The organism is Pseudomonas sp. G2-4 (assembly GCF_030064125.1).
GTDB lineage: Bacteria > Pseudomonadota > Gammaproteobacteria > Pseudomonadales > Pseudomonadaceae > Aquipseudomonas.
In genome coordinates this window covers 4,438,527-4,462,141 of record NZ_CP125957.1, presented here as the reverse complement: position 1 = coordinate 4,462,141, position 23,615 = coordinate 4,438,527, and the positions used below count along the sequence as shown (strand labels likewise).

General features: G+C 61.1%; 22 protein-coding genes and 1 pseudogene. 15 read left to right on the top strand and 8 right to left on the bottom strand.

Annotated features, from left to right (window positions below):
• The first annotated feature begins 52 nt into the window (after window positions 1-52).
• Window positions 53-2,488: a TonB-dependent siderophore receptor gene (locus QNH97_RS19345; protein ID WP_283553451.1), complete on the top strand. Its 2,436-nt coding sequence runs from the start codon at window positions 53-55 to the stop codon at window positions 2,486-2,488.
• 184 nt (window positions 2,489-2,672) lie between these two features.
• Here QNH97_RS19345 and QNH97_RS19340 read toward each other — a convergent pair whose 3' ends face one another.
• The gene (locus tag QNH97_RS19340) at window positions 2,673-3,824 is read right to left on the bottom strand and encodes an MFS transporter (RefSeq protein ID WP_283553450.1); all 1,152 of its coding nucleotides are present in this window, start codon (window positions 3,822-3,824) and stop codon (window positions 2,673-2,675) included.
• Between the two features lie 184 nt (window positions 3,825-4,008).
• On the opposite strand from QNH97_RS19340, the pseudogene QNH97_RS19335 reads away from it, so the two are divergent.
• Window positions 4,009-5,032: pseudogene (locus QNH97_RS19335) on the top strand (diaminopimelate epimerase).
• Between the two features lie 32 nt (window positions 5,033-5,064).
• On the opposite strand, the gene QNH97_RS19330 reads toward QNH97_RS19335, so the two are convergent.
• The gene (locus QNH97_RS19330; RefSeq protein WP_283553449.1) at window positions 5,065-5,553 is read right to left on the bottom strand and encodes a hypothetical protein; all 489 of its coding nucleotides are present in this window, start codon (window positions 5,551-5,553) and stop codon (window positions 5,065-5,067) included.
• A gap of 133 nt (window positions 5,554-5,686) precedes the next feature.
• Between QNH97_RS19330 and arsN2 the strand changes: the two genes are divergently transcribed.
• Window positions 5,687-6,118: an arsenic resistance N-acetyltransferase ArsN2 gene (gene arsN2, locus QNH97_RS19325; RefSeq protein ID WP_283553448.1), complete on the top strand. Its 432-nt coding sequence runs from the start codon at window positions 5,687-5,689 to the stop codon at window positions 6,116-6,118.
• A 160-nt stretch (window positions 6,119-6,278) separates the two neighbouring features.
• Here the strand turns inward: arsN2 and QNH97_RS29375 are convergent, their stop codons facing one another.
• Complete coding sequence (locus QNH97_RS29375; RefSeq protein WP_350356203.1) at window positions 6,279-6,329, bottom strand: hypothetical protein; 51 nt, start codon at window positions 6,327-6,329, stop codon at window positions 6,279-6,281.
• A gap of 8 nt (window positions 6,330-6,337) precedes the next feature.
• On the opposite strand from QNH97_RS29375, the gene QNH97_RS19320 reads away from it, so the two are divergent.
• The 5 genes from QNH97_RS19320 to QNH97_RS19300 all read left to right on the top strand — a co-directional run bounded on the left by QNH97_RS19320 (window position 6,338) and on the right by QNH97_RS19300 (window position 14,057).
• Window positions 6,338-7,909, top strand: a complete 1,572-nt coding sequence (locus QNH97_RS19320) for a sensor domain-containing diguanylate cyclase (RefSeq protein WP_283553447.1) — start codon at window positions 6,338-6,340, stop codon at window positions 7,907-7,909.
• A gap of 114 nt (window positions 7,910-8,023) precedes the next feature.
• Window positions 8,024-10,600 carry a bifunctional diguanylate cyclase/phosphodiesterase gene (locus QNH97_RS19315; RefSeq protein ID WP_283553446.1) on the top strand — a complete coding sequence of 859 codons (2,577 nt, stop codon included), beginning with the start codon at window positions 8,024-8,026 and terminating at the stop codon, window positions 10,598-10,600.
• Window positions 10,601-10,668: 68 nt separating this feature from the next.
• Entirely contained in the window at window positions 10,669-11,463 is a 795-nt protein-coding gene (xth, locus tag QNH97_RS19310; RefSeq protein WP_283553445.1) for an exodeoxyribonuclease III, read from the top strand.
• Between the two features lie 114 nt (window positions 11,464-11,577).
• Window positions 11,578-12,402 carry an arylamine N-acetyltransferase family protein gene (locus QNH97_RS19305; RefSeq protein WP_283553444.1) on the top strand — a complete coding sequence of 275 codons (825 nt, stop codon included), beginning with the start codon at window positions 11,578-11,580 and terminating at the stop codon, window positions 12,400-12,402.
• A gap of 134 nt (window positions 12,403-12,536) precedes the next feature.
• On the top strand, window positions 12,537-14,057 hold the full coding sequence (locus tag QNH97_RS19300) for a nucleobase:cation symporter-2 family protein (RefSeq protein WP_283553443.1): 1,521 nt from the start codon (window positions 12,537-12,539) through the stop codon (window positions 14,055-14,057).
• An 87-nt stretch (window positions 14,058-14,144) separates the two neighbouring features.
• Here QNH97_RS19300 and QNH97_RS19295 read toward each other — a convergent pair whose 3' ends face one another.
• Complete coding sequence (locus QNH97_RS19295) at window positions 14,145-14,495, bottom strand: hypothetical protein (RefSeq protein WP_283553442.1); 351 nt, start codon at window positions 14,493-14,495, stop codon at window positions 14,145-14,147.
• 248 nt (window positions 14,496-14,743) lie between these two features.
• On the opposite strand from QNH97_RS19295, the gene QNH97_RS19290 reads away from it, so the two are divergent.
• The gene (locus QNH97_RS19290; protein WP_283553441.1) at window positions 14,744-15,562 is read left to right on the top strand and encodes a shikimate 5-dehydrogenase; all 819 of its coding nucleotides are present in this window, start codon (window positions 14,744-14,746) and stop codon (window positions 15,560-15,562) included.
• 7 nt (window positions 15,563-15,569) lie between these two features.
• On the opposite strand, the gene QNH97_RS19285 is transcribed toward QNH97_RS19290, so the two are convergent.
• Window positions 15,570-16,214, bottom strand: coding sequence for a YceH family protein (locus tag QNH97_RS19285; protein ID WP_283553440.1), 645 nt, complete (start codon window positions 16,212-16,214; stop codon window positions 15,570-15,572).
• Between the two features lie 131 nt (window positions 16,215-16,345).
• Here QNH97_RS19285 and QNH97_RS19280 point away from each other — a divergent pair, with 131 nt between their 5' ends.
• The gene (locus QNH97_RS19280; RefSeq protein ID WP_283553439.1) at window positions 16,346-16,855 is read left to right on the top strand and encodes a DUF1993 domain-containing protein; all 510 of its coding nucleotides are present in this window, start codon (window positions 16,346-16,348) and stop codon (window positions 16,853-16,855) included.
• 216 nt (window positions 16,856-17,071) lie between these two features.
• Here the strand turns inward: QNH97_RS19280 and sstT are convergent, their stop codons facing one another.
• A complete protein-coding gene (gene sstT / locus QNH97_RS19275) occupies window positions 17,072-18,304 on the bottom strand; it encodes a serine/threonine transporter SstT (protein ID WP_283553438.1) in 1,233 nt (410 codons plus the stop codon).
• Between the two features lie 285 nt (window positions 18,305-18,589).
• On the opposite strand from sstT, the gene QNH97_RS19270 reads away from it, so the two are divergent.
• Window positions 18,590-19,750, top strand: a complete 1,161-nt coding sequence (locus QNH97_RS19270) for an MFS transporter (RefSeq protein WP_283553437.1) — start codon at window positions 18,590-18,592, stop codon at window positions 19,748-19,750.
• Here QNH97_RS19270 and nhaR read toward each other — a convergent pair.
• Window positions 19,747-20,643, bottom strand: a complete 897-nt coding sequence (gene nhaR, locus QNH97_RS19265; RefSeq protein ID WP_283553436.1) for a transcriptional activator NhaR — start codon at window positions 20,641-20,643, stop codon at window positions 19,747-19,749. The genes QNH97_RS19270 and nhaR overlap by 4 nt on opposite strands.
• 139 nt (window positions 20,644-20,782) lie before the next feature.
• Here nhaR and QNH97_RS19260 point away from each other — a divergent pair, with 139 nt between their 5' ends.
• Window positions 20,783-21,034 (top strand): hypothetical protein, encoded by a 252-nt coding sequence (locus QNH97_RS19260; protein WP_283553435.1) that lies wholly within the window; start codon window positions 20,783-20,785, stop codon window positions 21,032-21,034.
• 27 nt (window positions 21,035-21,061) lie between these two features.
• Entirely contained in the window at window positions 21,062-21,811 is a 750-nt protein-coding gene (locus tag QNH97_RS19255; RefSeq protein WP_283553434.1) for a TerC family protein, read from the top strand.
• A 73-nt stretch (window positions 21,812-21,884) separates the two neighbouring features.
• On the opposite strand, the gene QNH97_RS19250 is transcribed toward QNH97_RS19255, so the two are convergent.
• Window positions 21,885-22,046, bottom strand: a complete 162-nt coding sequence (locus QNH97_RS19250; protein WP_283553433.1) for a hypothetical protein — start codon at window positions 22,044-22,046, stop codon at window positions 21,885-21,887.
• 222 nt (window positions 22,047-22,268) lie between these two features.
• On the opposite strand from QNH97_RS19250, the gene QNH97_RS19245 reads away from it, so the two are divergent.
• Both QNH97_RS19245 and QNH97_RS19240 read left to right on the top strand, forming a co-directional pair.
• Complete coding sequence (locus QNH97_RS19245) at window positions 22,269-22,946, top strand: peptidase C39 family protein (RefSeq protein WP_283553432.1); 678 nt, start codon at window positions 22,269-22,271, stop codon at window positions 22,944-22,946.
• Between the two features lie 100 nt (window positions 22,947-23,046).
• On the top strand, window positions 23,047-23,250 hold the full coding sequence (locus QNH97_RS19240; protein ID WP_283553431.1) for a DUF6021 family protein: 204 nt from the start codon (window positions 23,047-23,049) through the stop codon (window positions 23,248-23,250).
• Window positions 23,251-23,615: the final 365 nt, after the last annotated feature.

The following is a 23,615-nucleotide window of genomic DNA, read 5'->3' as shown; positions in this document are numbered from 1 at the left end:
GGTTTGCATTAACAGACGCGTATTCTTGCGATTCGACAGGACAGGGTTCGACGTGAAAACCTCCGCCAAAAACCACAACCGCACCTCTTCGCGCTGGCTGCCGCTGGCCTTGACCCTGGCCGTCAGCGCCGCGCTGCCCCAAGCATTCGCCGATCAGGCCAGTAACATTCACATCCAGGCGCAACCGTTGGGCCAGGCCTTGAGTCAACTCGGCCAGCAGACCTCGTTGCAAGTGTTCTTCAGTCCCGAGCGGGTGGCCGGTAAGCAAGCCCCGGCGGTGAATGGCAACCTGTCCCCGGAAGCGGCCCTGCGCCAATTGCTGCAGGGCAGCGGCCTGCAATACCAGATCGACGACGGCTCGGTGACGGTGTTGCCGGCGCCGTCGGCATCCGGTGCTGGCCCGCTGGAGCTGGGGGCCACCGAAATCCAAGTGGTCGGCGACTGGCTCGGCGATGCCAACGCCGAAGTGGTGCAGAACCACCCCGGCGCACGGACGGTGATCCGCCGCGAAGCGATGGTGGAGCAGGGCGCCATGAACGTCGGCGATGTGCTGCGGCGTGTGCCGGGGGTGCAGGTGCAGGAGGCCAACGGCACCGGTGGCAGCGACATCTCCCTTAACGTCGGGGTGCGTGGCCTGACTTCGCGCTTGTCACCACGCTCCACGGTGCTGATCGACGGTGTTCCGGCTGCGTTCGCCCCCTACGGCCAGCCGCAACTGTCCATGGCGCCGATTTCCTCGGGTAACCTGGACAGCATCGACGTGGTACGCGGCGCCGGTTCCGTGCGCTATGGGCCGCAGAACGTCGGCGGGGTGATCAACTTCGTGACCCGCGCCATCCCGGAAAAAGCCACCGGTGAAATCGGCACCACCCTGGAAACCTCCCAGCGTGGCGGCTGGAAGCACATCGACACGGCGTTCCTCGGCGGCACGGCGGACAACGGCCTGGGCGTCGCGCTGCTGTATTCCGGCGTGAACGGCAACGGCTATCGCCAGAGCAACAATGGCAACGACATCGACGACGTCATCCTCAAGACCCATTGGGCGCCCACCGAGGTGGACGACTTCTCGCTGAACTTCCATTACTACGACGCCAAGGCCGACATGCCCGGTGGCCTGACCCAGAAGCAATACGACGCGGACCCGTACCAGTCCGACCGCGACTGGGACAACTTCAGTGGCCGGCGCAAGGACGTGTCGTTCAAGTGGTTGCGACAGGTCGACGACCGCACCCAGGCCGAAGTGCTGACCTATTACTCCGACAGCTACCGTGGCAGCACCATCGCCTCCCGGGACCAACGCAACCTGGCGTCCTACCCGCGCACCTATTACACCTTCGGTATCGAGCCCCGGGTGTCCCATGTGTTCGACCTCGGCCCCACCACCCAGGAGGCCAGCATCGGTTATCGCTACCTCAAGGAGGGCATGCACGAAGAGGCCAGTCGCCTGGCGTTGCGGGATAACCAGCCGGTGGTGCGTCCGGGCGCCGACGGTCATGTCTACCAGGACCGTACCGGCGGCACTGAAGCTCACGCGGTCTACCTCGATGACAAGATCGATGTCGGCAAATGGACCATCACCCCGGGCATCCGCTTTGAACGCATCAGCACCGAATGGCACGACCGCCCGGTGCTCGACACCGCCGGTCGCCCGGTGCAGGAAAAACGCCGCAGCATCGACAGTAACGAACCGCTGCCGGCACTGAGCGTGATGTATCACCTGTCCGATGCGTGGAAGCTGTTCGCCAACTACGAGACCTCGTTCGGCAGCCTGCAATATTTCCAGCTCGGCCAGGGTGGCGACGGTAACAACACCGCCAACGGCTTGAGCCCGGAGAAGGCCAAGACCTACGAGATCGGTACGCGCTACAACGATGACGTGTGGGGCGGGGAAGTGACGCTGTTCTACATCGACTTCGATGACGAGCTGCAATACATCAGCAACGACGTGGGCTGGACCAACATGGGCGCCACCAAGCACCAGGGCCTGGAAGCCTCGGTGCACTACGACATGGCCGCGCTGGATCCGCGCCTCGAAGGCTTGAGTGCCAATGCCGGTTTCACCTACACCCGTGCGACCTACGAAGGCGAGATCCCGAGCTTCAAGGGCCGTGACCTGCCGTTCTATTCTCGTCAGGTGGCCACCTTGGGCCTGCGTTATGACGTCAATCGCTGGACCTACAACCTCGACGCCTTTGCCCAGTCCAAGCAGCGTTCACCGGGCAACAACGTGAAGGCCGATGGCAGTTTCAGCGATGACTACATCACTGACGGCAGCGCCGACGGGCAGTTTGGTGACATGCCCGGCTACGTGCTCTGGAACGTGCGCGCCGGCTATGACTTCGGCGCGCAGTTGTCGAACCTGAAAGTGGGTGCCGGGGTGAAAAACCTGTTCGACCATCAGTACTACACCCGCTCCAGCGACAACAACTCGGGCATCTATGCCGGCGCCCCGCGCACGTTCTTCGTGCAGGCCAGTGTGGGGTTCTGATGAAAACTCAAGGCCCAGGTACCGTCCTGTGGCCTGAACACAATCCTGTGGCGAGGGAGCTTGCTCCCTCTGGCCTGCGAAGCAGGCCCCAACAGTCCTTCAGGTAGACCGAGTTGTCCGGTTTGCGACTGCTTCGCAGCCGAGCGGGAGCAAGCTCCCTCGCCACAGGGGGATTGTGGGGAAATCAGACTTTCAACACTTTCCCGCTAATCCCCACCGCCACCAGCGACAGCGCAATCAACCCAAACGCAAAGCTCAAACTGCTGCCATGGGCAACAAACCCGATCAGCGCCGGACCGGCAAGGATGCCGGCATAACCGATGGTGGTGATGGCCGGTACGGCGATCGCTTCCGGCATCAAGGTCTGTTTGCCAACGGCGGTGTACAACACCGGCACGATGTTCGAACACCCGGCTCCCACCAATGCATACCCCAACAGCGCCGCTTGCCACATCGGTGCCAGGGTCGCCAGCAGGAACCCCGCCGCAGCGATGGCGCCGCCATAAATGATGACGCGCTTCGCACCCAGGCGATGCACCACCGAATCCCCTGTCAGGCGGCCGACGGTCATGGTCAGCGCGAAGGCGGCGTAGCCCAGGCCGGCATAGGCGGTGTCCACTGCGCGCTCGCTGGTCAGGAACACGGCGCTCCAGTCCAGCACCGCACCTTCGGCCAGGAATACGATGAAACACAGGATGCCGATAAACAGCACCACGCCGTGGGGAATGGCAAACGCCGGGCCTGAGCTTTCACTGCCGTAGGGCAGCAAATGCGGCGCAGCCTTGAACAACGCCACCAGCAGCACCCCATTGACCACCAGCGTCGCCTCCAGCGGCGAAAGCCCAAGGCCAAGCAAGGCACTCACCCCGGCCGCGCCAATGATCCCGCCGAGGCTGAACATGCCGTGGAAGCCCGACATCATGGTCTTGCCACTGGCCCGCTCGACGATCACCGCTTGCAGGTTCACGGTCGAGTCCACGGTGCCGAGTCCGGCGCCAAACACGAACAGGGCGGCCACCAGCCAGGGCAGGGACGTCATCGTCGCCAGCAGCGGCAACGCCAGGCAGATCAGGACCGTGCCGCCGCTGAGCACCCGACGGCAGCCGAATCGCGCGGCAAGCGCGCCGGAAATCGGCATCGCCAGGATCGAGCCCACACCGAGGCACAACAACAGCAACCCGAGGGTGCCTTCATCCAGGTTCGCCCGCACCTTCGCGTAAGGCACCAGCGGCGCCCAGGCTGCAATGCCGATGCCGGCGATGAGATAAGCGATGCGGGTGGACATCTGTTCCAGACGTCCGGGGATAAAGGTGGGCGGGGGCGTAATGGCGGTCATGAAACGTCCTTGGCTTTCTTGCGATGCGGTGATGCGGGCAGGGGCTCTATGCTTGCATATCCACTGACCGCACCGCGACCCCAAGGTGCCGACTCAAGTGCGGGGCGTGCGAGCACGCTTTGCTCCCCAAGCTGTTGCCAGCATAAAGTACCGGCCCTTGCTGGCTGATTCCGGGGTCTGGTCCATGACGCAGTTTTATGACGCACGCGGCAATATTTATGGGGTCGTCTCACCGCAGCAGGTTCGTGCCGGCGGTGTGGACCTGCCGCACTCGGCTGCCCAGGCCGCACACACGCGTCAATCCTGGGCAACGGCCGCCGTGCACGCCTTCTGTGCCTGGGCGCCGGGCGAAGCGCCGTCGGGTGCCAAGGCCCATCGTAGCGACGGTTTGTTGATCGGCCCGTTCCAGAGTGAACCACCCTTTGACGTTTTGATCGTCAACACCGACGGCACTCTGGCCGAACGCAGCGGCAATGGCTTGACAATTTTCTCCCAGGCTCTGCTGGAACAAGGCTTGATGCCGGACGATGGGGATTGTGTGCTACAGGTTCATCACGACAAATCCCACGGTGTGGCCGCTGCAAACGTCGGTTCGTGCCGCTGGCTTCGAGGGGGCGCAGGGTTTTTGGCTGGACCTGGGACAACCGTCGTTCGGACCTCACGTCGTCGGCGCCCAAGGTGTGGAGAGCATGACCTTCAACCAGCGGGACGTCAGTCGAGTGGCCGATCTGCAGGCGTTGAACCCGGCGTGGGGCAACAGCCTGTTCGTGAACATCGGCAACCCTCATTGCGTGACGCTGGTGGAGAGTGTCGAGGCGCTGCCGAGCAATCCGCAGATGCGTGCGACGGCGCTGTGCCAACGCCTGACGCGTATCGCTTACGCCGCTCCCGGCGGGGCAGGAGTTCCCTGCCCACTGGGTATAAACCTGCAATGGGCCTGGCTCGAAGCTGAAGGGCGGATCGCTGCCCGAGTGTTCGAGCGAGGCGAAGGTCCCACTGCATCCTCGGGCACCAGCGCCAGCGCCGTGGCCTGCGCTGCATGGCGGGTGGGTTGGGTGAAGGCGGGGCCGGTGAACGTCGTGATGCCCGGCGGCATCGCGCCGATTCTGTTGCAGAAGCAGGGCGATGAGCAGGTGCGGGTCAGCCTGTTCGGCACGGCCCAACCCATACCAGAGCAACCCATGCAGGGTTCTGTGTCGGTTAACTGATCGGCATTGACCTCCACGGTCGCCCATTTGCGTTAAAGCCCAAGACCCTCTTCTATCAGGGAGAGCAAGGCGTCTTCGTCCAGGGGCACCGGCTCAGGCTGTGATTGTCCGCTCGACTGGAGCGCCTGGAGATGCCACAGCGATTGGCCATGGTCGCTGAGTGTCCGCAGAATGCAGCATGCTTGCCCCTTCATATGGACCTCAATGCAGCCTTCCCCCGTGGGAGAAAAGCGGGCGATGGGGTCGAATGAAATGCGGCGATGGTTGCCTTCGATCACCAGTTGATCAATGGCGTAGTTGTAGGTCGAACCGCTGGAGTGACTTTCAAATACGTGGGTGGGGTTGCGCCGGATGTCCAGCCCGGCCTCGCACACCGGGGCCAGCCAGGTTTCGATCTGGCGGTACAACTCGTAGACCTGGGCGGGCCAATGTTCGATTGCCAGGTCGGCGCAGTTGTCGGTATCCGCGCCGGTTTGCTGGATTTTCCTCAATTTTGCCGCTAGCTCGTCTGCCTTGCTCATGTCGATTCCCTGTCGTGATGATAGGTTGAGCTTAGCTGACGGGGTGGAGGCTTCATTTGCGCTGGGTCATGAAGGGGGTTGTAGAATCTCGGTGGCGACGAAGATCACTGAGACACTTACGAGGGAGCAAGTCATGCACATGACAACAATGGATGATAAAGATCTGGGGGCGCTGCGCAATGCACTCACCCTGGCCGGTCTACCCGTGGACGACCTGACGCTTCCCGGCCGACGGTTTTTCAGCTTCAACCAACACGGCATCGAAGTGGCGTTTGGTGGAATCGAGGGCAGTGGTGCCGAGCGGTTGCTGCGCTCGCTGGTGGTCCTTGAGGCACAGCGGGGACGCGGCACTGGCGCGGCGGTGCTGGACGTGCTCGAGGCGTTTGCGAAAAGCGAAGGGGTCGGGCGGCTCCATTTGCTCACTGACAGCGCCGTCGCGTTCTTTACTGCCCACGGCTACCAGGCGCGAGATCGCTCGCTGGCGCCTGCTTCGATCAGCGCAACGGCCCAGTTCAAGACCTTGTGCCCGGCCTCGGCGACGTATTTGAGCAAGAGCCTCGTCTAGCTGCACTGCCAGCCCGGCCAGCTCACATGCAAAACCGTTGGCCCAGAGCACTGGTAGCTGGAAAAGCAGGCCAGGATGACACGGGGTTTTGGATCCACTCCAGCCGCCCATCGGCTGCGCAATACGGGCAAATTGCTGCCCCACAAGCGGTAGGATAAGCTCACGGATATTGGGGGCTTTGAGCGATTCGCTCATGCTTTGTCCTCTTCAGGAATTCGCTTGCCTATCCCCATCCTCGATCCGTTCCATGCCCCTGGTGGTGCCTTGAAGCGCCTACCCCTGCTCAAGGCCGCGGTGATGTTCATCGCGGCGGTGTGCCTGTGTCTCTGTGGTTTGCTTTACCTGCAACTGGAGCAGTCCCGTCGCCACGACCTGGAGTCGGCCCGTGTCGCTTCGATCAACCTGACACGCGCCATGTCCCAGCAGGCTCAGGATACTTTCCTGCAGGCTGATCTGGTTCTGGCCAGCTTGGTGGATTGGATCCAAATTGATGGTTTCGGCTCGGTGATGCAATCGCGTTTGCAGCGTACTTTTGCCCGGCGAGTGCAGTCCTTGGAGCAGTTGCATGGCCTGTACCTGTTCGACAAGCACGGTCATTGGGTCATCACCTCCTTCGAAAACCTGCACAGGGGGGCAGGGGTAGCGGATCGGGAGTACTTTGCGTTCCACCAGCAGAATGCCTCCCTGATCGCACATATCGGTCCGGCGATCCGCAGTCGGCAAAATGGCGAGTGGATCATCCCGGTGTCCCGGCGCTTGAATGATCAGGACGGCAACTTCCAGGGCGTATTGCTGGCCGGCATCAAAATGTCGTACTTCGATCAGTTCTTCAAAAGCTTCAGTCTCGACGATAAAGGCGAGATGGCCCTGGCTTTGTCCGATGGGACATTGTTGGCCCGGCGGCCCTTCGACGAGGCGCGGATCGGCCATCCCCTGGCCGTGGAGCATATTTTCCGGCATGACCCGGTGAGCGGGAGATCCGACGACGTCATCATCCGCTCCGCCGTCGGCGGCATCGTCAGGCTCTATGGCCATCAACATTTGCAGACCTACCCGCTGGTGGTCACGGCCGCGATGTCCGAGGAGTCGATCCTGGCGGGCTGGTATGAGCGGGCTTTCCAATCCAGTCTCATTGTGGCCCTGGTGGTCCTGGGCATTTGCCTGTTCGGCTGGGTATTCGTGCGTCAGGTGCGTAACAGCGAGCGGATCGAAGCGGACCTGCGCAAGGCCCAGGAGGCGCTGGAGCTGATTGCCACCCATGACAGCCTGACCGGGCTGGCGAACCGGCGGCTATTCGAACGGGCGCTGGACATCGAGTTCGGCCGAGGCGCCCGCCAGCGCAGCCCCTTGAGCCTGATCATGGTCGATATCGATTTCTTCAAGCGCTACAACGACACCTACGGGCACGTGGTGGGGGATCATTGCCTGGCGGAAGTGGCGCAGGTGCTCAAGGATTGCTGTCATCGCAAGGCTGACCTCGCGGTGCGTTACGGCGGTGAAGAATTCGCGGTGCTGCTGCCCGATACCAACCTGCACGGGGCCATGGCGTTGGCCGAACAGATCCGCCACAAGGTTATCGACAAGCGCATCACTCATTCGGGCTCCCCGACCGGCTACCTGACGGTGAGCCTGGGTTGCTACGCCTTTGTGCCCAGCAGCCTGGACAGCATCGAAGTCTTCATCCAGCGGGCCGATGCGGCGCTTTATCAGGCCAAGCACGGCGGTCGCAACCGTGTGGCGGCGTTATCGACCGAAGGTGGACTCGATGCGCTGGAGCGCTCGGATCGTTGAGATTGGTTGGAATCATCGGTACCTGACAACGGTCCATTGCTCAGACAACTTCGCTGGCGACATGGAGGCGGTTCTACGCCTCGAAGCCGGTGTAGCCAGGACAGGAGCAGGTCAATGGATTTCACTGCCGATACCCCTTCAACTACCACGCGCCACACCCCCATTACTCGTCGCCTGGTGGTGGCCGTCGCGGGGCTGTTCGTCCTGGGTGTTCTAATGGCTGTTGCCGCGCTGTTCAACATCGCCGCTAAGCTGGACGCAGAGGACGTGCGCAAGACCCGCTTCTATACCGAACGTGCCCTCGAGAATCGTATTACGGCCTCGAAAAACTACATCACCAGTTATACCTATTGGACGACGGCCTACGATCACCTCAACAGTGAAGTCGATGTGCAATGGGCCTATGCCGAACAGAACATGGGCAAGACCCTGTTTACCAACGACGAATACGAAGGCGTGTTTGTCATTGACCGCGAGCGCACCAAGTACGCCGTGGTGCGTGGGCAGAATGTCCCGGCAGATGCGGCGACTTATATGGACCTGCCGTTGACGGATCTGGTGGATCAGTTGCGAGGGCAGCCTGACCTGACCCTGTCGGCGGTGCGCTACACCCTGTTCGAAGGCTGGCCGGCCGTCGTCACCGCCTCGGTCATCCTGCCCAATGACGAACGTCCTCAGGTCGATGCCAACGGCACATCCGTGTTGCTGTTCGTCGATCAGTTGACGCCCGTCAAACTGCGCAAGCTGGGCAAGAGCTACGGCCTGACCGATTTGACGCTCAAGAAAGACACCGAGCTGCAATCCGGCCAACCAGCCGTGCCGCTGGACAGCACCGGCTACAGCCTGGTGTCCCGGCTGGAGCGGCCGGGCCAGCAATTGCTTTGGTCCTTGGTGCCGCCACTGGGTGGGGCACTGCTGATTCTGGCACTGCTGACCGCTTACTTTTTTCGATACGCCATTCGTACGGCACGGCATGTGGACGCCAGTTACGACAGCCTGGAAATGTCGACCCAGGCCCTTGAAGCCAGCGAGGAGCGCTTCCGGGCCGTGGCCGAAGCGGCCTCCGACTGGATCTGGGAAATCGACAGCCTGCAACGCATCACCTATTTGTCAGGCCGCTTCAATACGGTCACCGGGTTTTCCGACCAACAATGGCTGGGGCAGGACATCGAGCAGCTGCTGTATTGCGACACCACGCCGATTGCCCTGTGGTTGGGCAAGTTGACGGAGGAACAGAACGCCGGCAACTTGCGCTGTTCCTACCGCGACCATTCCGGACAATTGCGCTTCTGTCGGGTGTCGGCGCGGCCGATCTGCAACAAGGCCGAGGTCGTGGGGTATCGCGGCACCGCCAGCGACATCACCGACGAAGTGGCCGCCCATGCCCAGGTTCAACATCTGTCGTTGCACGATGCGCTGACCGGCCTGCCGAACCGCAACAAGCTGGCGCGGCACTTGGATGATGCGTTGGTGGCCAAGGAGCATTCCATACCCTTGACGCTGCTGATGGTGGACCTGGATAACTTCAAGCCGATCAACGACTCCCTCGGTCATCCGGCCGGCGATGCGGTGTTGCTGGAAGTGGCCCAGCGCCTGCGTGAGAGCACCCGCGAGCAGGACCTGGTGGCGCGCCTGGGCGGAGATGAATTCGTGGTGGTACTCAACGGGATGGAAAACATCACTGAGATCGACCGCTTCTGTGGGCGGCTGATCGATAGCCTGCAGCAACCGATCCTTTACGAAAGCCATTCGCTGCACATTGGCGCCAGCATCGGCATCGCTGTGAGTCGTCGCCAGGGCTATGTGCCCGGTGAGTTGATCCGCTGCGCCGACATTGCCTTGTATCAGGCCAAGTCCGAGGGTAAGAAAACCTGGTGCTATTTCGCTTCACAGATGAACGATCAGATCCAGCAGCGTCGCCAGCTGGAAAGTGACCTGCGCCTGGCCGTGAAGAAAAACGAATTCGTCCTGCATTTCCAGCCGCGTTACAAGGTCAATGGCCGGGAGATCGTCGCCGTCGAAGCACTGGTTCGTTGGCAACATCCAACCCAAGGCTTGTTGGGACCTGACGCCTTTATTCCGTTGGCAGAGCAAACCGACCTGATTGTTCCTCTGTCGCGTTGGGTATTGCGCGAGGCCTGCGAAACTGCACTGACCTGGCCAGGGGAGCTGATGGTTTCGGTCAACCTGTCACCGGCGCAGTTCGAGCGCAGCGATGTGGTGGAGGATGTGCGCCAGGTATTGATTGAAACCCATTTTCCGGCCAGTCGCCTGGAACTCGAGATCACCGAAAACGTGATGCTCAATGATGTGGACGGCGCCCTTCAGGTCATGAATGCGTTGAAGGAGTTGGGCGTGCGTTTGAACATGGACGATTTCGGCACCGGTTATTCATCCCTGGGCTATCTGCGCACCTACCCATTCGACGGTATCAAGATCGACAAGCGTTTCATCGCGTCCATGAGCAACAGCAGCAATGACCGCGCCGTGGTGCAGGCAATCATCAACCTGGGCAACGCCATGGGGTTGACCGTCACCGCAGAAGGCGTGGAAACCCTGGCCCAGCTCGGCTCCCTGGGCACGGACCAATGCCACGAAGTACAGGGTTATTTCCTCAGCCGGCCGATCGACAAAGCGGCGTTTGCGCATTTGCTGGAAAGCGGCGAGCCCTTGCCGAAAACCGCCTCGTGAGCACTCGTTGCAACCACCGCGACGTGTAGCCGGTCTCAGTATTGTCCTGGTAGATGGAGTGCTGGCCCATGAAAAACCTGCGGATCGCGACCTTCAATATCAACGGCATCCGGGCGCGCCTGCCCAACCTGCTGGAGTGGCTGGAGCGGGAGCAACCCGACATTGTCTGTTTGCAGGAGCTAAAGGCTGCGGACAAGGATTTCCCGGCGGCAGAGCTGGAGTCGGTGGGGTATGGGGCGATCTGGCACGGGCAGACGTCCTGGAACGGCGTTGCCATCCTGGCCCGCGATGCGCAACCGTTGGAGAGCCGTCGTGGCCTGCCCGACGGAGATGACGACAGCCACAGTCGCTACTTGGAGGCAGCGGTGCATGGCGTCCTGGTGGGTTGCCTCTACCTGCCCAATGGCAACCCCCAACCTGGCCCCAAGTTCGACTACAAACTGGCGTGGTTCGAACGGCTCATCGCTTACGCCCAGGGGCTGCAGGCCAGCGATCACCCGGTGGTGCTGGCCGGTGACTACAACGTGGTGCCCACCGACATGGATATCTACAACCCGCGTTCATGGCTCAAGGATGCACTGTTGCAGCCCGAAAGCCGTGAGTGTTACCAGCGCCTGCTGGACCAGGGCTGGACGGATTCGTTGCGCCATCTGTATCCAGAGGAGAGGATCTACACCTTCTGGGATTATTTCCGTCAGCACTGGCAGAAAAACTCCGGGCTGCGCATCGATCACCTGCTGCTCAACCCCGTGGCCAGTCCCTACTTGAGCGAGGCGGGGGTGGACGCCTGGGTCAGGAACCAGGCGCACCCCAGCGACCATGCCCCCACGTGGATCCGGCTGGCGTCGCGAAAGCGCCGTTGAGGGACGAAGCGCCCGGGTCGCTTATTGTCTCTGGAAAAGGAATGCCTTATACCTGGCGCCCAACAGCAGCGAGCTTTCTGCAAGCCCTGCATTGGACCAGGAAAGGACACCCGTATGAGCCAACCTCGACTGAGCGATATCGGCCGTTATCTGCAACGGCTGGGCTTCGATTCGCCGCCGCCACCGACCCTTGAGACCTTGCGTCAGCTTCAAGGGCGCCACACGGCTGAGTTTCCTTTTGAAACCCTCTCGACGCTGCTGCGTCAGCCGGTGCCCATTGACCTCGAATCGGTCGAGCGAAAAGTCTTCGAACAAGGGCGCGGTGGCTATTGCTATGAACTCAATCAACTGTTCCTGGCGCTGTTGCAGGCGCTGGGCTTCGTCGCCCGAGGCATCACCGGACGGGTGGTAATGAATGCCCCCGAGGGCGCCTGGACTGCCCGAACGCACCGCCTCAGCCTGGTGATGTTCGACGGCGTGCGCTACATCACGGATGTGGGTTTCGGTGGCATGGTGCCCACCGCGCCACTGCTGTTGGACAGCCGCGACACCCAGCTCACCCCCCACGAACCGTACCGCATCGAGGTCCACGAGGACGGTTACCTGTTGCGTGCCAACGTCGCGGGCGAGTGGCGACCCATGTACCTGTTCGATCTGCAGCGCCAGCAGGACATCGACTACACCGTCGGCAATTGGTACGTCTGCAATCACCCCGAATCGCCCTTCATGGGCCGGTTGATGGTGGCCCGCACGGGTGACGGGTTGCGCAAGACCCTTAACGGCAACAGCTATGCCGTCCACCGGATGGGGCAGGAGAGCGAGCGACGACTCATCAACGACGCAGACGAATTGATTGACCTGCTGGAAAATGAGTTCGGCTTGCGTGTACCCCCCAGGGAGCTCCTGCGGCCCGCAGTCGAGGGGTTGTTCCAGCAATGAGCCAGGCTTCCCGGTGATGGATTGATCCTCTGTTGAAGGCGCAATCGGCAACAAGTTGTATACAACTCTATGGACATTTGTCCCGAGGTTTGAATACAGTGTGCCCATAACAAAAAACAGGGAACCTGCGAACCATGAAAACGCCCCATGTTTTACCCCCACGGCCCGAGGACGAAAACCTGGGTGTCGGTGCGAATATGGCTTACGGCCTGCAACATGTCTTGACCATGTACGGGGGGATCGTTGCGGTGCCGTTGATCATCGGCCAGGCGGCCGGGCTTTCACCGGCGGATATAGGTCTGTTGATTGCTGCGTCATTGTTTGCGGGGGGCTTGGCGACCTTGTTGCAAACCCTCGGCCTGCCGTTCTTTGGCTGTCAGTTGCCGCTGGTTCAGGGGGTGTCGTTTTCAGGCGTTGCCACCATGGTGGCGATTGTCGGCAGCGGCGGAGAAGGGGGCTTCCAGGCCATCCTGGGCGCGGTGATCGCTGCGTCCTTGATCGGTTTGCTGATTACCCCGGTGTTCTCGAGAATCACCCGGTTCTTTCCGCCGCTGGTCACCGGCATCGTGATTACCACCATCGGCCTGACGTTGATGCCCGTAGCGGCGCGTTGGGCAATGGGGGGCAATAGTCACGCCGCCGATTTCGGCAGCATGGCGAACATCGGCCTGGCTGCTGTCACGCTGGTGCTGGTGCTGTTATTGAGCAAAATGGGCAATGCCACCATCTCTCGATTATCGATTCTGCTGGCGATGGTCATCGGCACGGTCATCGCGGTGTTCCTCGGCATGGCGGACTTTTCATCCGTCAGTCAAGGCCCGATGTTCGGCTTCCCCACACCCTTTCACTTCGGTATGCCGACCTTCCACATCGCGGCGATCCTCTCGATGTGCATTGTGATCATGGTGACGCTGGTGGAAACCTCCGCCGACATTCTGGCCGTGGGCGAGATCATCGACACCAAAGTCGACTCCAGGCGTCTGGGCAACGGCTTGCGGGCCGATATGCTGTCGAGCATGATCGCTCCGATCTTCGGTTCCTTCACGCAGAGTGCCTTTGCCCAGAACGTCGGGCTGGTGGCGGTGACTGGGATCAAGAGCCGTTTCGTAGTGGCGACCGGCGGACTGTTCCTTGTGGTGCTCGGCCTGTTGCCCTTCATGGGCCGGGTGATCGCAGCGGTGCCAACCTCGGTACTGGGCGGCGCCGGTATCGTGCTGTTCGGCACCGTTGCCGCCAGCGGCATCCGGACCCTGTCGAAAGTCGACTACCGCAACAACGTGAACCTGATCATTGTCGCGACCTCAATCGGCTTCGGCATGATTCCTATCGCCGCACCGAGTTTCTACGATCATTTCCCGAGCTGGTTCGCGACGATCTTTCACTCGGGCATCAGTTCCTCGGCCATCATGGCAATCGTGCTGAACCTGGCGTTCAACCATCTCACCACGGGCAACTCCGACCAGCAGTCAGTCTTTGCCGCCGGCACCGAGCGAGTATTGCGCTACCAGGACCTGGCTGCGCTGCGTGAAGGTGATTACTTCAGTGACGGCAAGTTGCACGATGGTGATGGCAATGAGATCCCCGTGGTGACGGAACCTTCCCACGCGCCTATAGGCCCGGGCCAGGTTCGACTGAAAAGCAGCGAGCATGTCTGATCCAGTCAAACCAGCGTCGGTCCAATGCAAAAAGCAGCCTGTGATCCTCGATCACAGGCTGCTTTTTTGTGTCGCATCAGAGGCTGATTACCAGCGACCGTAATGACCGCGAGGTGGGCCGTAGTAGTAGCCCCGTGGTGGCCCGTAATACACCGGTGCCGGGCGATAGTAGATCGGTTGCTCTACATACACCGGCTGCGGCTGATAGTAGACCGGTGGTGGTTGCTGCACATAGACCGGCTGCGGCTGGACGTAGACCGGTTGTTGCACATAAACCGGTCGGTCACGGTTGATGAAGGCCGAGCCGACGATCGCCGAACCGACGATGGCACCGAACACCGCAGGCCCCTCCCAACCACCGCGACCATGGGCGGATGCCTGGCCGGTGACCGCGAGTGCCCCCATGAGCAGGGCGATTATGGGGAGTTTACGATTCATGGCTGTTCCTCGTTTCGGCCCCGGCGCCTGTGGTCTGCAACAGACCCAATGAGGGTCGCGGGGATACTTGCTCTGACAGCGATTTTTCCAGATTTTACCGCGCCGTTGGGTAAATATTGTGTAAGGTCTGTATCGGTTTTTTTACCGCGCCGGGCAACCCAGCCGGCATGCGGCCTGGCTGCACCAACTCATAAAACCTTTCGGGACGGTGACTCCGTCTATCCGAAAGTGACTGCAAGGAGACGAGCATGCAGATCAATCCCAACAAAGACACCCAACTGTGCATGTCCCTGTCGGGGCGCCCCGGAAATTTCGGCCTGCGTTTTCATAATCACCTGTATGAACAATTGGGCCTGAACTTCTATTACAAGGCGTTCAGCAGCCAGGACCTGCCCGGCGCTGTGGGGGGGATCCGCGCCTTGGGTATCCGTGGGTGCGGTGTGTCGATGCCGTTCAAGGAGGCCTGCATTGCCCTGGTCGATGAGCTGGATCCTTCCGCCGCGGCGATCCAGTCCATCAACACCATCGTCAACACCAACGGGCATTTGAAAGCCTACAACACCGACTACATTGCCATCGCTCAGTTGCTGCAAACCCACGCCGTGCCCCAGGACTCGACCTTTGCCCTGCGCGGTAGCGGCGGCATGGCCAAGGCTGTGGCCAGCGCCTTGCGCGACGGCGGCTACAAGAAGGGCGTGATCGTTGCCCGTAATGAAGCGGCCGGCCGTGCCCTGGCCGGGTCCCTGGGTTACGAGTGGCAAGCTGAACTGGGTGAGCTACGGCCACAGATGCTGATCAACGTCACGCCGATCGGCATGACTGGCGGCCCGGAAGCCAACCAATTGGCGTTCGAGCCTGACGCCATTGCAGCGGCCGAAACCGTGTTCGATGTCGTCGCGATCCCGTCCGAGACGCCACTGATCATGCACGCCCGGGCTGAAGGCAAACGGGTCATCACCGGGCTGGAAGTGATTGCGATCCAGGCCCTGGAGCAGTTCGTGCTGTACACGGGCGTGCGGCCAGACCTGGCGCAATTCGAAAAAGCCGTGGCGTTCGCCCGGTCCTGAACGGCGATTATTCCAGGCGCGCCAGGCGCTCCTCCAGCGCCGCGACCCGCGCCTCGAGTTCTTCGAAGCGTTCCAGTGACACGCCGCCGACACCGCGTTCGGCGGGGTGCTGGCGGGCGGCGAGGATTGCCTCGATGTCCGCCGGGTCGCCCATGGCGTGCATGTAGCGATCTTCGCGCTGGCCGGCCTGGCGCGGTATCAGCAGCGCCAGCCCACGGGCGATCAGGCGTTCAAGCTGGTGCACCACTTGTTCGGTGTCCTCGAAGTCGTGCATGCGGCCGCTGCGGGTCAGCAGCTCATTGACGGTTTGCGGGCCACGCAGGAACAGCAACCCCATCAGAATGACCTGGGCCGGCACCAACTCCAAAGCCTTCTCGACCCGGTGTTCCCAACGGTCGGCGCGGCTGCCCATCACCAGCCGGGTAAAGCCGCGGCCTTCCAGTGCCCGCAGGCTCTGGCCGACCTGGCCCGGGTTGAGGTTCATCACCGGTTCACGGCTGGTCTTCTGGTTGCAGGCCAGTACCAAGGCGTTAAGGGTCAGCGGGTAGGTCTCGGGGTTGGTGGCCTGCTTCTCGACCAGCGCGCCGAGGATGCGGATTTCCGTGCTGTTGAGCCGAGGCTCTTCTGCCTGGCTTTGTTCTTCTATGCTCATCGCGCGTTCCCTATGCTGTGGAAGCCGCCTAGCCTAATCCTTGCGCAATAAAAGACAAGCTGTACAACAGCCGTGGCTATAATCGCTCCACGTTTTGATTTGTCCTTTTCCACCACCTGCATGAGATCACCATGACTATTTCCCTGTACGCCGCTTCCGTCCCGGTTTTCAAGCAGATGCTCAACGCCCTGAGTGATGTGCTGAACAAGGCCGAAGCCCACGCCACGGCGAAAAACATCGACCCGAACGCCTTCCTGCAAGCCCGCCTGTACCCGGACATGTTCCCGCTGGTGCGCCAGGTGCAGATCGCTGTGGACTTCGCCAAAGGCGTATCCGCGCGCCTGGCCGAGCTTGAAGTGCCGAAGTATGAAGACAGCGAGACCACCTTTGCCGAGCTGCAAGCCTTGATCACCAAGGTGCTGGCCTTCATCGACGGCATCAGCCCCGAGCAGATCGATGGCAAGGAAGGCATCGAAATCGTCACCCGCCCGGGCACGCCGAAGGAAAAACGCTTTACCGGCCAAAACTACCTACTGACCTATGGCCTGCCGCAGTTCTTCTTCCACGTCACCACCGCTTACGCATTGCTGCGCCACAACGGTGTGGAAGTGGGCAAGCGCGACTACATGGGCGCGTTCTAAACCCGCCGGCATGAAAAAGCCCGGAACGGTGTGGGCCGTTCCGGGCTTTTTTTTGGCTGCTGTTTATGGGATCAGCTGGTTAGTCATCTGTGAGTGATCTACCGCTATCGCGAGCAGGCTCGCTCCCACAGGGTTTGCGACAGGCACAAATCCAATGTGGGAGCGAGCCTGCTCGCGATGACGGCGTCACAGACGCCACAGGCAGGTCGATCCTGATTACGCCGTACGCGCGAGCTTCTCTTCCTCACCCAGGCAAGCCGCCGCCGTGAACAGCACATCCGTAGAGGAATTCAACGCCGTCTCGGCCGAGTCCTGCACGACACCGATGATGAAGCCCACCGCGACCACTTGCATGGCGATTTCGCTGGGAATGCCGAACAGGCTGCAGGCCAGGGGAATCAGCAACAGCGAGCCGCCGGCGACCCCGGACGCACCGCAGGCGCAAATGGCCGCGACGACGCTCAGTAGCACTGCAGTCGGCACGTCCACCGTGATACCCAGGGTGTGCACGGCCGCCAGGGTCAATACGGTGATGGTGATGGCGGCGCCGGCCATGTTGATGGTCGCGCCCAGTGGGATCGACACTGAATAGGTATCTTCGTGCAGGCCCAGGCGCTTGCTCAGTTCCAGGTTCACTGGAATGTTCGCCGCCGAGCTGCGGGTGAAGAATGCGGTGATGCCGCTCTCGCGCAGGCAGGTGAATACCAGCGGGTATGGGTTGCGACGCAACTTCCAGAACACGATGAGGGGGTTGATCACCAGCGCCACGAACAGCATGCAGCCGATCAGCACGGTCAGCAGGTGCAGGTAACCGAGCAGGGCACCGAAACCGGACGTCGCCAGGGTCGAGGCGACCAGGCCGAAGATGCCCAGCGGGGCGAAGCGGATCACCAGACGCACGATCAGAGTGACACCGTTGGACAGGTCGCCGAGGACGGTGCGGGTGGTTTCGCCTGCATGGCGAATGGCAATCCCCATGCCGATGGCCCAGGCCAGGATACCGATGAAGTTGGCTTTCATCAGCGCGTTGACGGGGTTGTCCACCACGCTCAACGCCAACGACTGCAATACCTCACCAATGCCACCGGGTGCAGTGACAGCCACTTCATGGGTCGTCAACACCAGGCTCGACGGGAACAGCGTACTGGCGACCACCGCGACGACCGCAGCAGCAAAGGTACCCAGCAGGTACAGGAACAGGATCGGCCGGATATGGGTTTCCTGACCATGCTTGTGGTTGGCGATCGACGCCATGACCAATACGAACACCAGGATCGGAGCCACGGCCTTGAGCGCGGACACGAAGACGGTGCCGATGAAGGCGGTGGACTTCGCCAGGTCCGGCGCCAGCCACGCCAGGATAATACCGGCGATCAGACCGATGACGATCTGTGTCACCAGACCGGTGCGTTTGAGGCGTTGCAAGAGAGAAGGGGACACGGCAGTCATAACGGCATCTCTGTTTTTTTTGTGTGCAACGGTCGACGAATCAGGGCAACAAGCGGGCAGGCCACATGAGCGGGACCGAAAAGGAGTACAGCGTTTGCAGGCCGCGGACTTTATCACAGCCCGATGAAAAATCTGACGGACCTGTGACGATCCGTCACCCTTATCCGGGTCATCCTGCGCGTTTGTCTGCGGCCCGCATTCTGTTAGGCTTTGTCTTCTCACCTTTCTATACCGCCAGCGGGCCCTTGGGCTAACGCTGGTGTCGTCGTTTTGCTGGAGTTCTGCATGTTGTTGCCCATTTTCCTGTTGTCGGCCGCCGGTTTTACGGTGTTGACCACGGAATTCATCATCGTTGGCCTGTTGCCGTCCATCGCCCGCGACCTGCAAGTCACCATCCCCCAAGCCGGGCTGCTGGTGACATTGTTCGCGTTTACGGTGGCGGCATTCGGGCCGTTTCTGACTGCCTGGTTCGCCCGCTTCGAGCGACGAAAGCTGTTTATCAGCGTGCTGGTGATGTTCGGCCTGGCCAACACGCTGGCGGCCCTGGCGCCCAACATCTGGGTGATGGCCATCGCCCGGTTGATTCCCGCCCTGGGCCTGCCGGTGTTCTGGGCGCTGGCCAGTGAAACAGCGGTGGACATTGTCGGGCCGGAATACGCCGGGCGGGCTATTGCCCGGATCGGGTTCGGCATCGTCTGTGCCACGGTGTTCGGCATTCCAGTGGGTACGCTGATTTCCGATGCGTTCGGCTGGCGCAGCGCTTTTGCGATCCTGGCGGTTGTCGCCTTCGCCAAAGCTTTGCTGCTGTTTATCTATCTGCCAAAAACCAACCTGCACCAACATCAGGTGAGCTTGCGTGCGCAATTCAAGATCCTGCGCAGCCCCTTGATGCAAGGGCATGTGCTGCTGTCGATCCTGGTGTTCAGCGGCATGTTCACCGCCTACACCTATCTGGCAGACATTCTTGAGCGCCTGGCCGGTTTCGACGGCATGTTGGTGGGCTGGTGCCTGATGGGCTTCGGCGCCGTGGGGCTGTTGGGCAATTCCCTGGGCGGCCGTGCGGTGGACCGGCATCCATTGATTGCGTCGATGGTGTTCTGCCTGTTCATGATTGGCGGCATGGTGGCATTGGTGCCGAGCATTCATTCGACCCTCGGGCTGGCTGCGGCAATGGGCATCTGGGGGGTGACCCAGGCAGCCTTGTTTCTGGTCAGCCACGTGCGGCTGATGAAGGCCGCGCCTGAGGCGCCGGCCTTTGCCGCGTCGCTGAACATCGCCGGTGCCAACCTGGGCATTGGGCTGGGGGCGTTGGTCGGTGGACGGGTCATCGATACCCTGGGCTTGGGCAGCGTCGGTTTTGCTGCGGCCGGGTTCATCCTCGTATCGATCCTGCTGACCTTGTTGCTGATGACCTTCAAGCCTCGCGCCGCCTGCGCGGACGGTTAAGCGCTGAACAGTTCGCGGCGCGCCCCTTCGGCAATCGCGACGATGCCCGGATGGCTGACCTTGCGTTCCACGGAGATGGCATAGAACGACTCGCTCACCGCATCGGTCCGGCCAATCACCTGTACGCCGTATTGGCGCGTCACTTCTTCGGCGATCACGCTCGGGCCGATGAAAATCCCACTGCCTGATTGGCCGAAGGCCTGCATCAACGCGCTGTCGTCGAATTCGCCGACGATACGCGGCTGGATCTGCTGCTCGGCGAACCAGCGTTGCAGGCGGCTGCGGACCACGGTTTCCGGGCCGGGAATCAGCAGCGGCGCGTCATGCAGGCTGCGGGGGAAATCCTGTCCGTAGCGTTCGGCCAATGCGCCAGTGGCGAAAAAGCTGATCCCGCATTCCCCCAGCTTCTGGCTATAGCCCTTGATGTCCAGGTGGGTCGGCATCGGACTGTCGGAAATCACCAGGTCCAGGCGCTGGATCGCCAAGTCCGCCAGCAGCCGTTCGAGCTTGTCCTCGCGACAGGTGATGCGCAGCGGTTCACTCAACTCCATGGTTGGGGCGAGCAACCGATAAACGATGGATTTGGGTACCACATCCGCCACCCCGACCCGAAACAGGGCCTGCTGCTCGTTGGGCTGGGCCCGCAGCATCAGCTCCAACTCACCCCCCAACTGAAACATGTGTTCGGCATAGGGCAGCGTCTGGCGGCCGGCTTCGGTCAGTTCCAGCTGCCTCCCGACCCGGCGAAACAACTTGATGTTATAGGTCTGCTCGAACAGGGAAATCTGCCCGCTGATGGTTTGCGGGGTGAGGTTCAGTTGCTCGCAGGCCCGCACGATGCTTCCGGTTTTCGCCACCACCCAGAAGTAATGCAGTTGTCGATAATTGAGCATAGGGTCACGTTAGTTCGTAAAAAGCGAAGTATAACCGCTAAAAATACGAATTTTCCTGAAGTGTTCGCATCTCTAGAATGCCCAGCCATTGGTGAGCCACCCTTCGGGCTCCTTCTATTCTCCCAAGAGGCAATTATTCATGACATACAAAACCCTGGGCCTCGTCGCCTTGCTGACGGTGTCTTCAATGACCCTCATGGGCTGTGAGCAGGCTGAAAAAAGCGCCCAGCAACTGATGGGGCAGGCCGCCGAAACCGCGAAAAAGGCCATTGACGACACCCATAAGGCTGCCGAGCAGGCTATCAGCGAGGCCACCGGCGGGTTGATCAGCCCTGAGAAAAAACCGGCGGACGACGCTGACGAAACCAAAAATTCCACCCAAACCATCTAACCCGCCCTATCGAGTCAGGACTGACCCATGGATTATCTTCTGCAACTCGCTGCCAGCCCCACCGCCTGGATTGCCCTGGCTACGCTGGTCGTCATGGAAATCGTGCTTGGCATCGATAACCTGATCTTCATTTCGATCCTGACCAACAAACTGCCCGAACAGCATCGTGCCAAGGCCCGACGCATCGGTATCAGCATGGCGTTGATCCTGCGCCTGGGCTTGTTGAGTACCATTGCGTTCATTGTGCAGTTGACTGAGCCTGTCATCGAAATCCTCGGCCATGCATTCTCTTGGAAGGACATGATCCTGATCGCAGGCGGCCTGTTCCTGCTGTGGAAAGCCACTACCGAGATCCATCACAGCATGGACCCCGCGCCGGATGATCCTAAATCGGCCTCGTCTGGCGTGACCCTGGGCTTTGCTGCCGCAATCGGTCAGATCCTGATGCTGGACCTGGTGTTTTCCATCGACAGCATCATCACGGCTGTGGGCATGACCGAGCACCTGCCCATCATGATCATTGCCGTGGTGGTCTCGGTACTGGTGATGCTGCTGGCGGCCGAGCCCCTGGCTAAATTCATCAATGACAACCCGACGGTGGTCATGCTGGCGTTGGGCTTCCTGATCATGATCGGCATGACGCTCATCGCTGAAGGCTTTGGCGCCCATGTGCCTAAAGGCTACATCTACGCGGCCATGGCGTTCTCGGCGGCGATCGAGGTGTTGAACATGATGTCCCGCCGACGCCGGGAAAAGGCGTTGGTCAACAAAGCCTGATCTCACGCAGACAGCAAGAAGCCTCCCGGGTCCAGGCCCGGGAGGTTTTTTTATGAGTGTTAAACAGTGGCGGTCAGTGTGCGGCGGCGTGGCGCCGGGTAGGTTTTGCGGCTTTCTCCACTTGCGGTGGCGCGTGGTGATGGCGACGGGTGATCCGCAGCACACCCCACAGCATGGCCGTCGCTACGCTCAGCCAACCAAATACCAGCATCAGAATTGTCGTCGTCAGGCTCATCTGTGCCTCCTTCCGCCCAGGTTCAGGGCACGCAATCAGTACAGTAGACAGTCTAGTCGACCCAGTGTTGCAGGTAGTCGATGGTGAACGCCAAGGACCCGGAAATTCGCTCTATCGCGGCGGTGCGACTGTTGTTTAAGGCTATACCCAAGCGTGCGCGCACCTTATGATCGACGGCCCAAGCATGGCCCGACTATCGGGTGCCTGAACAAGAGAGTCTTAATGTTGCCGGTAATTTCCTCTTTTCGATCACTGGTACTGGCGACGGCTTGCCTGGTAGCCCTGGCGGGTTGCGCGGGCAGTGTGTCGCCCGAGATCAAACGCCTGCCTGAGCGGGTAGAGCTCAACAGCGTGCCGTTTTTTCGCGGTGAAATGTACCAAGGCGCCCCGCAGTCCCTGGCTGCCCTGTTGACGTTGCAAGGCACAGTGATCACGCCGGGGCTGCTGGAGAAGCCTTTGCACCTGCCGGGAGGCGAAGCCGGTTTGCAGCAGAATATGCAAACCCTGGCGCGGGAATATGGGTTGGTGGTGTACCCACTCGACGACAAGCTGCCGGCACTGTTGGAGCAGGTTGCGGCGGGCTACCCCGTGTTGCTGCGCTACACCGGCGGAACGGCGTTCTGGTCCGGGCCGCGCTATGGGATTCTCGCTGGCTACAACCGGCAGAAGCAGACGGTCTTGCTGCGATCAGGCATGAACCGGCGGCAGCTGATGAGCTTCAGCGCGTTCGAATCAGCCTTCAAGAGCGCAGGTGGCTGGGCAGTGTTGGTCCAGCGTCCTACGCAGCTCCCTGCCAATGTCAGTTCGCAGCGCTGGCTGAAAGCAGCGGGTGAGCTGGCTGGGGCAGGGCAGGAGCAAGAGGCGGCGCGGGCCACCAAGGCCCTGAACACCGCCCACTGATTGCTGGCCCCGTTCGTCACTTGCCGGGCACGACCCGGCACGGCCGAGGCTCTTATCGTCAGGGTCCGGCGTTTTCGGGCCATGATTTGAGGAGGCAGGTATGGCAGAGTCGAAAACACCTACGGGGCCGCATTCTTCCGAGCATTCATCGGGTGATGATGATTTGGGGTTTGATCCTGATTCTCCGGATCTCGGCGATCCACAAGTCGATCCGGTCGGGCCGGCCAAGGCGCCTCGGGATAAGGAAAAGCAGGAGGAGTCCCCGTCCAAGGCTTATGACCCGCTTGGTGATCTAAAGCCTTGAACTGAAAAGTTCTCAGGAAATATTTAGGCGGTGGGTCAGGGCTTTGATCTTCTGTTCTAGGGGCTTTGTCTGGACGTCTGGGGTGGGGTGTATGTCCGTTTCTGCGGTAACGGCTACTGGCGGTTCCGCTCTTACAGCGGGTCACTTTCGAAAATCCGGAAGCCGGCCCAGGCGAAAGTAACCAAAGCGCTCTTGCCCCACCACTCGGTGCCTCGCCTAGGCTCGGCATGCCCTCACTCCGGCATTGCTCCGTGGGCCCGCCGCGAAGGACCATCCATGGTCCAGCGCGGCTACCTCGGCATCCATGCCGAGGTGCCCACTGCGCAATACCTGCGTTCGGCCAGCGTGGTTTTATGGGGCGCTCA

What these genes read in the sequence shown, in the direction of transcription:
- QNH97_RS19295 (WP_283553442.1), bottom strand. Translation starts at nt 14,495, where the DNA reads ATGAATCGTAAACTCCCCATAATCGCCCTGCTCATGGGGGCACTCGCG.
- sstT (WP_283553438.1), bottom strand. Translation starts at nt 18,304, where the DNA reads ATGACTGCCGTGTCCCCTTCTCTCTTGCAACGCCTCAAACGCACCGGT.
- QNH97_RS19260 (WP_283553435.1), top strand. Translation starts at nt 20,783, where the DNA reads ATGACATACAAAACCCTGGGCCTCGTCGCCTTGCTGACGGTGTCTTCA.
- QNH97_RS19340 (WP_283553450.1), bottom strand. Translation starts at nt 3,824, where the DNA reads ATGACCGCCATTACGCCCCCGCCCACCTTTATCCCCGGACGTCTGGAA.
- QNH97_RS19240 (WP_283553431.1), top strand. Translation starts at nt 23,047, where the DNA reads ATGGCAGAGTCGAAAACACCTACGGGGCCGCATTCTTCCGAGCATTCA.
- QNH97_RS19285 (WP_283553440.1), bottom strand. Translation starts at nt 16,214, where the DNA reads ATGAGCATAGAAGAACAAAGCCAGGCAGAAGAGCCTCGGCTCAACAGC.
- arsN2 (WP_283553448.1), top strand. Translation starts at nt 5,687, where the DNA reads ATGCACATGACAACAATGGATGATAAAGATCTGGGGGCGCTGCGCAAT.
- QNH97_RS19330 (WP_283553449.1), bottom strand. Translation starts at nt 5,553, where the DNA reads ATGAGCAAGGCAGACGAGCTAGCGGCAAAATTGAGGAAAATCCAGCAA.
- QNH97_RS19250 (WP_283553433.1), bottom strand. Translation starts at nt 22,046, where the DNA reads ATGAGCCTGACGACGACAATTCTGATGCTGGTATTTGGTTGGCTGAGC.
- xth (WP_283553445.1), top strand. Translation starts at nt 10,669, where the DNA reads ATGAAAAACCTGCGGATCGCGACCTTCAATATCAACGGCATCCGGGCG.
- QNH97_RS19255 (WP_283553434.1), top strand. Translation starts at nt 21,062, where the DNA reads ATGGATTATCTTCTGCAACTCGCTGCCAGCCCCACCGCCTGGATTGCC.
- QNH97_RS19305 (WP_283553444.1), top strand. Translation starts at nt 11,578, where the DNA reads ATGAGCCAACCTCGACTGAGCGATATCGGCCGTTATCTGCAACGGCTG.
- QNH97_RS19315 (WP_283553446.1), top strand. Translation starts at nt 8,024, where the DNA reads ATGGATTTCACTGCCGATACCCCTTCAACTACCACGCGCCACACCCCC.
- QNH97_RS19290 (WP_283553441.1), top strand. Translation starts at nt 14,744, where the DNA reads ATGCAGATCAATCCCAACAAAGACACCCAACTGTGCATGTCCCTGTCG.
- QNH97_RS19270 (WP_283553437.1), top strand. Translation starts at nt 18,590, where the DNA reads ATGTTGTTGCCCATTTTCCTGTTGTCGGCCGCCGGTTTTACGGTGTTG.
- QNH97_RS19300 (WP_283553443.1), top strand. Translation starts at nt 12,537, where the DNA reads ATGAAAACGCCCCATGTTTTACCCCCACGGCCCGAGGACGAAAACCTG.
- nhaR (WP_283553436.1), bottom strand. Translation starts at nt 20,643, where the DNA reads ATGCTCAATTATCGACAACTGCATTACTTCTGGGTGGTGGCGAAAACC.
- QNH97_RS19245 (WP_283553432.1), top strand. Translation starts at nt 22,269, where the DNA reads ATGTTGCCGGTAATTTCCTCTTTTCGATCACTGGTACTGGCGACGGCT.
- QNH97_RS19280 (WP_283553439.1), top strand. Translation starts at nt 16,346, where the DNA reads ATGACTATTTCCCTGTACGCCGCTTCCGTCCCGGTTTTCAAGCAGATG.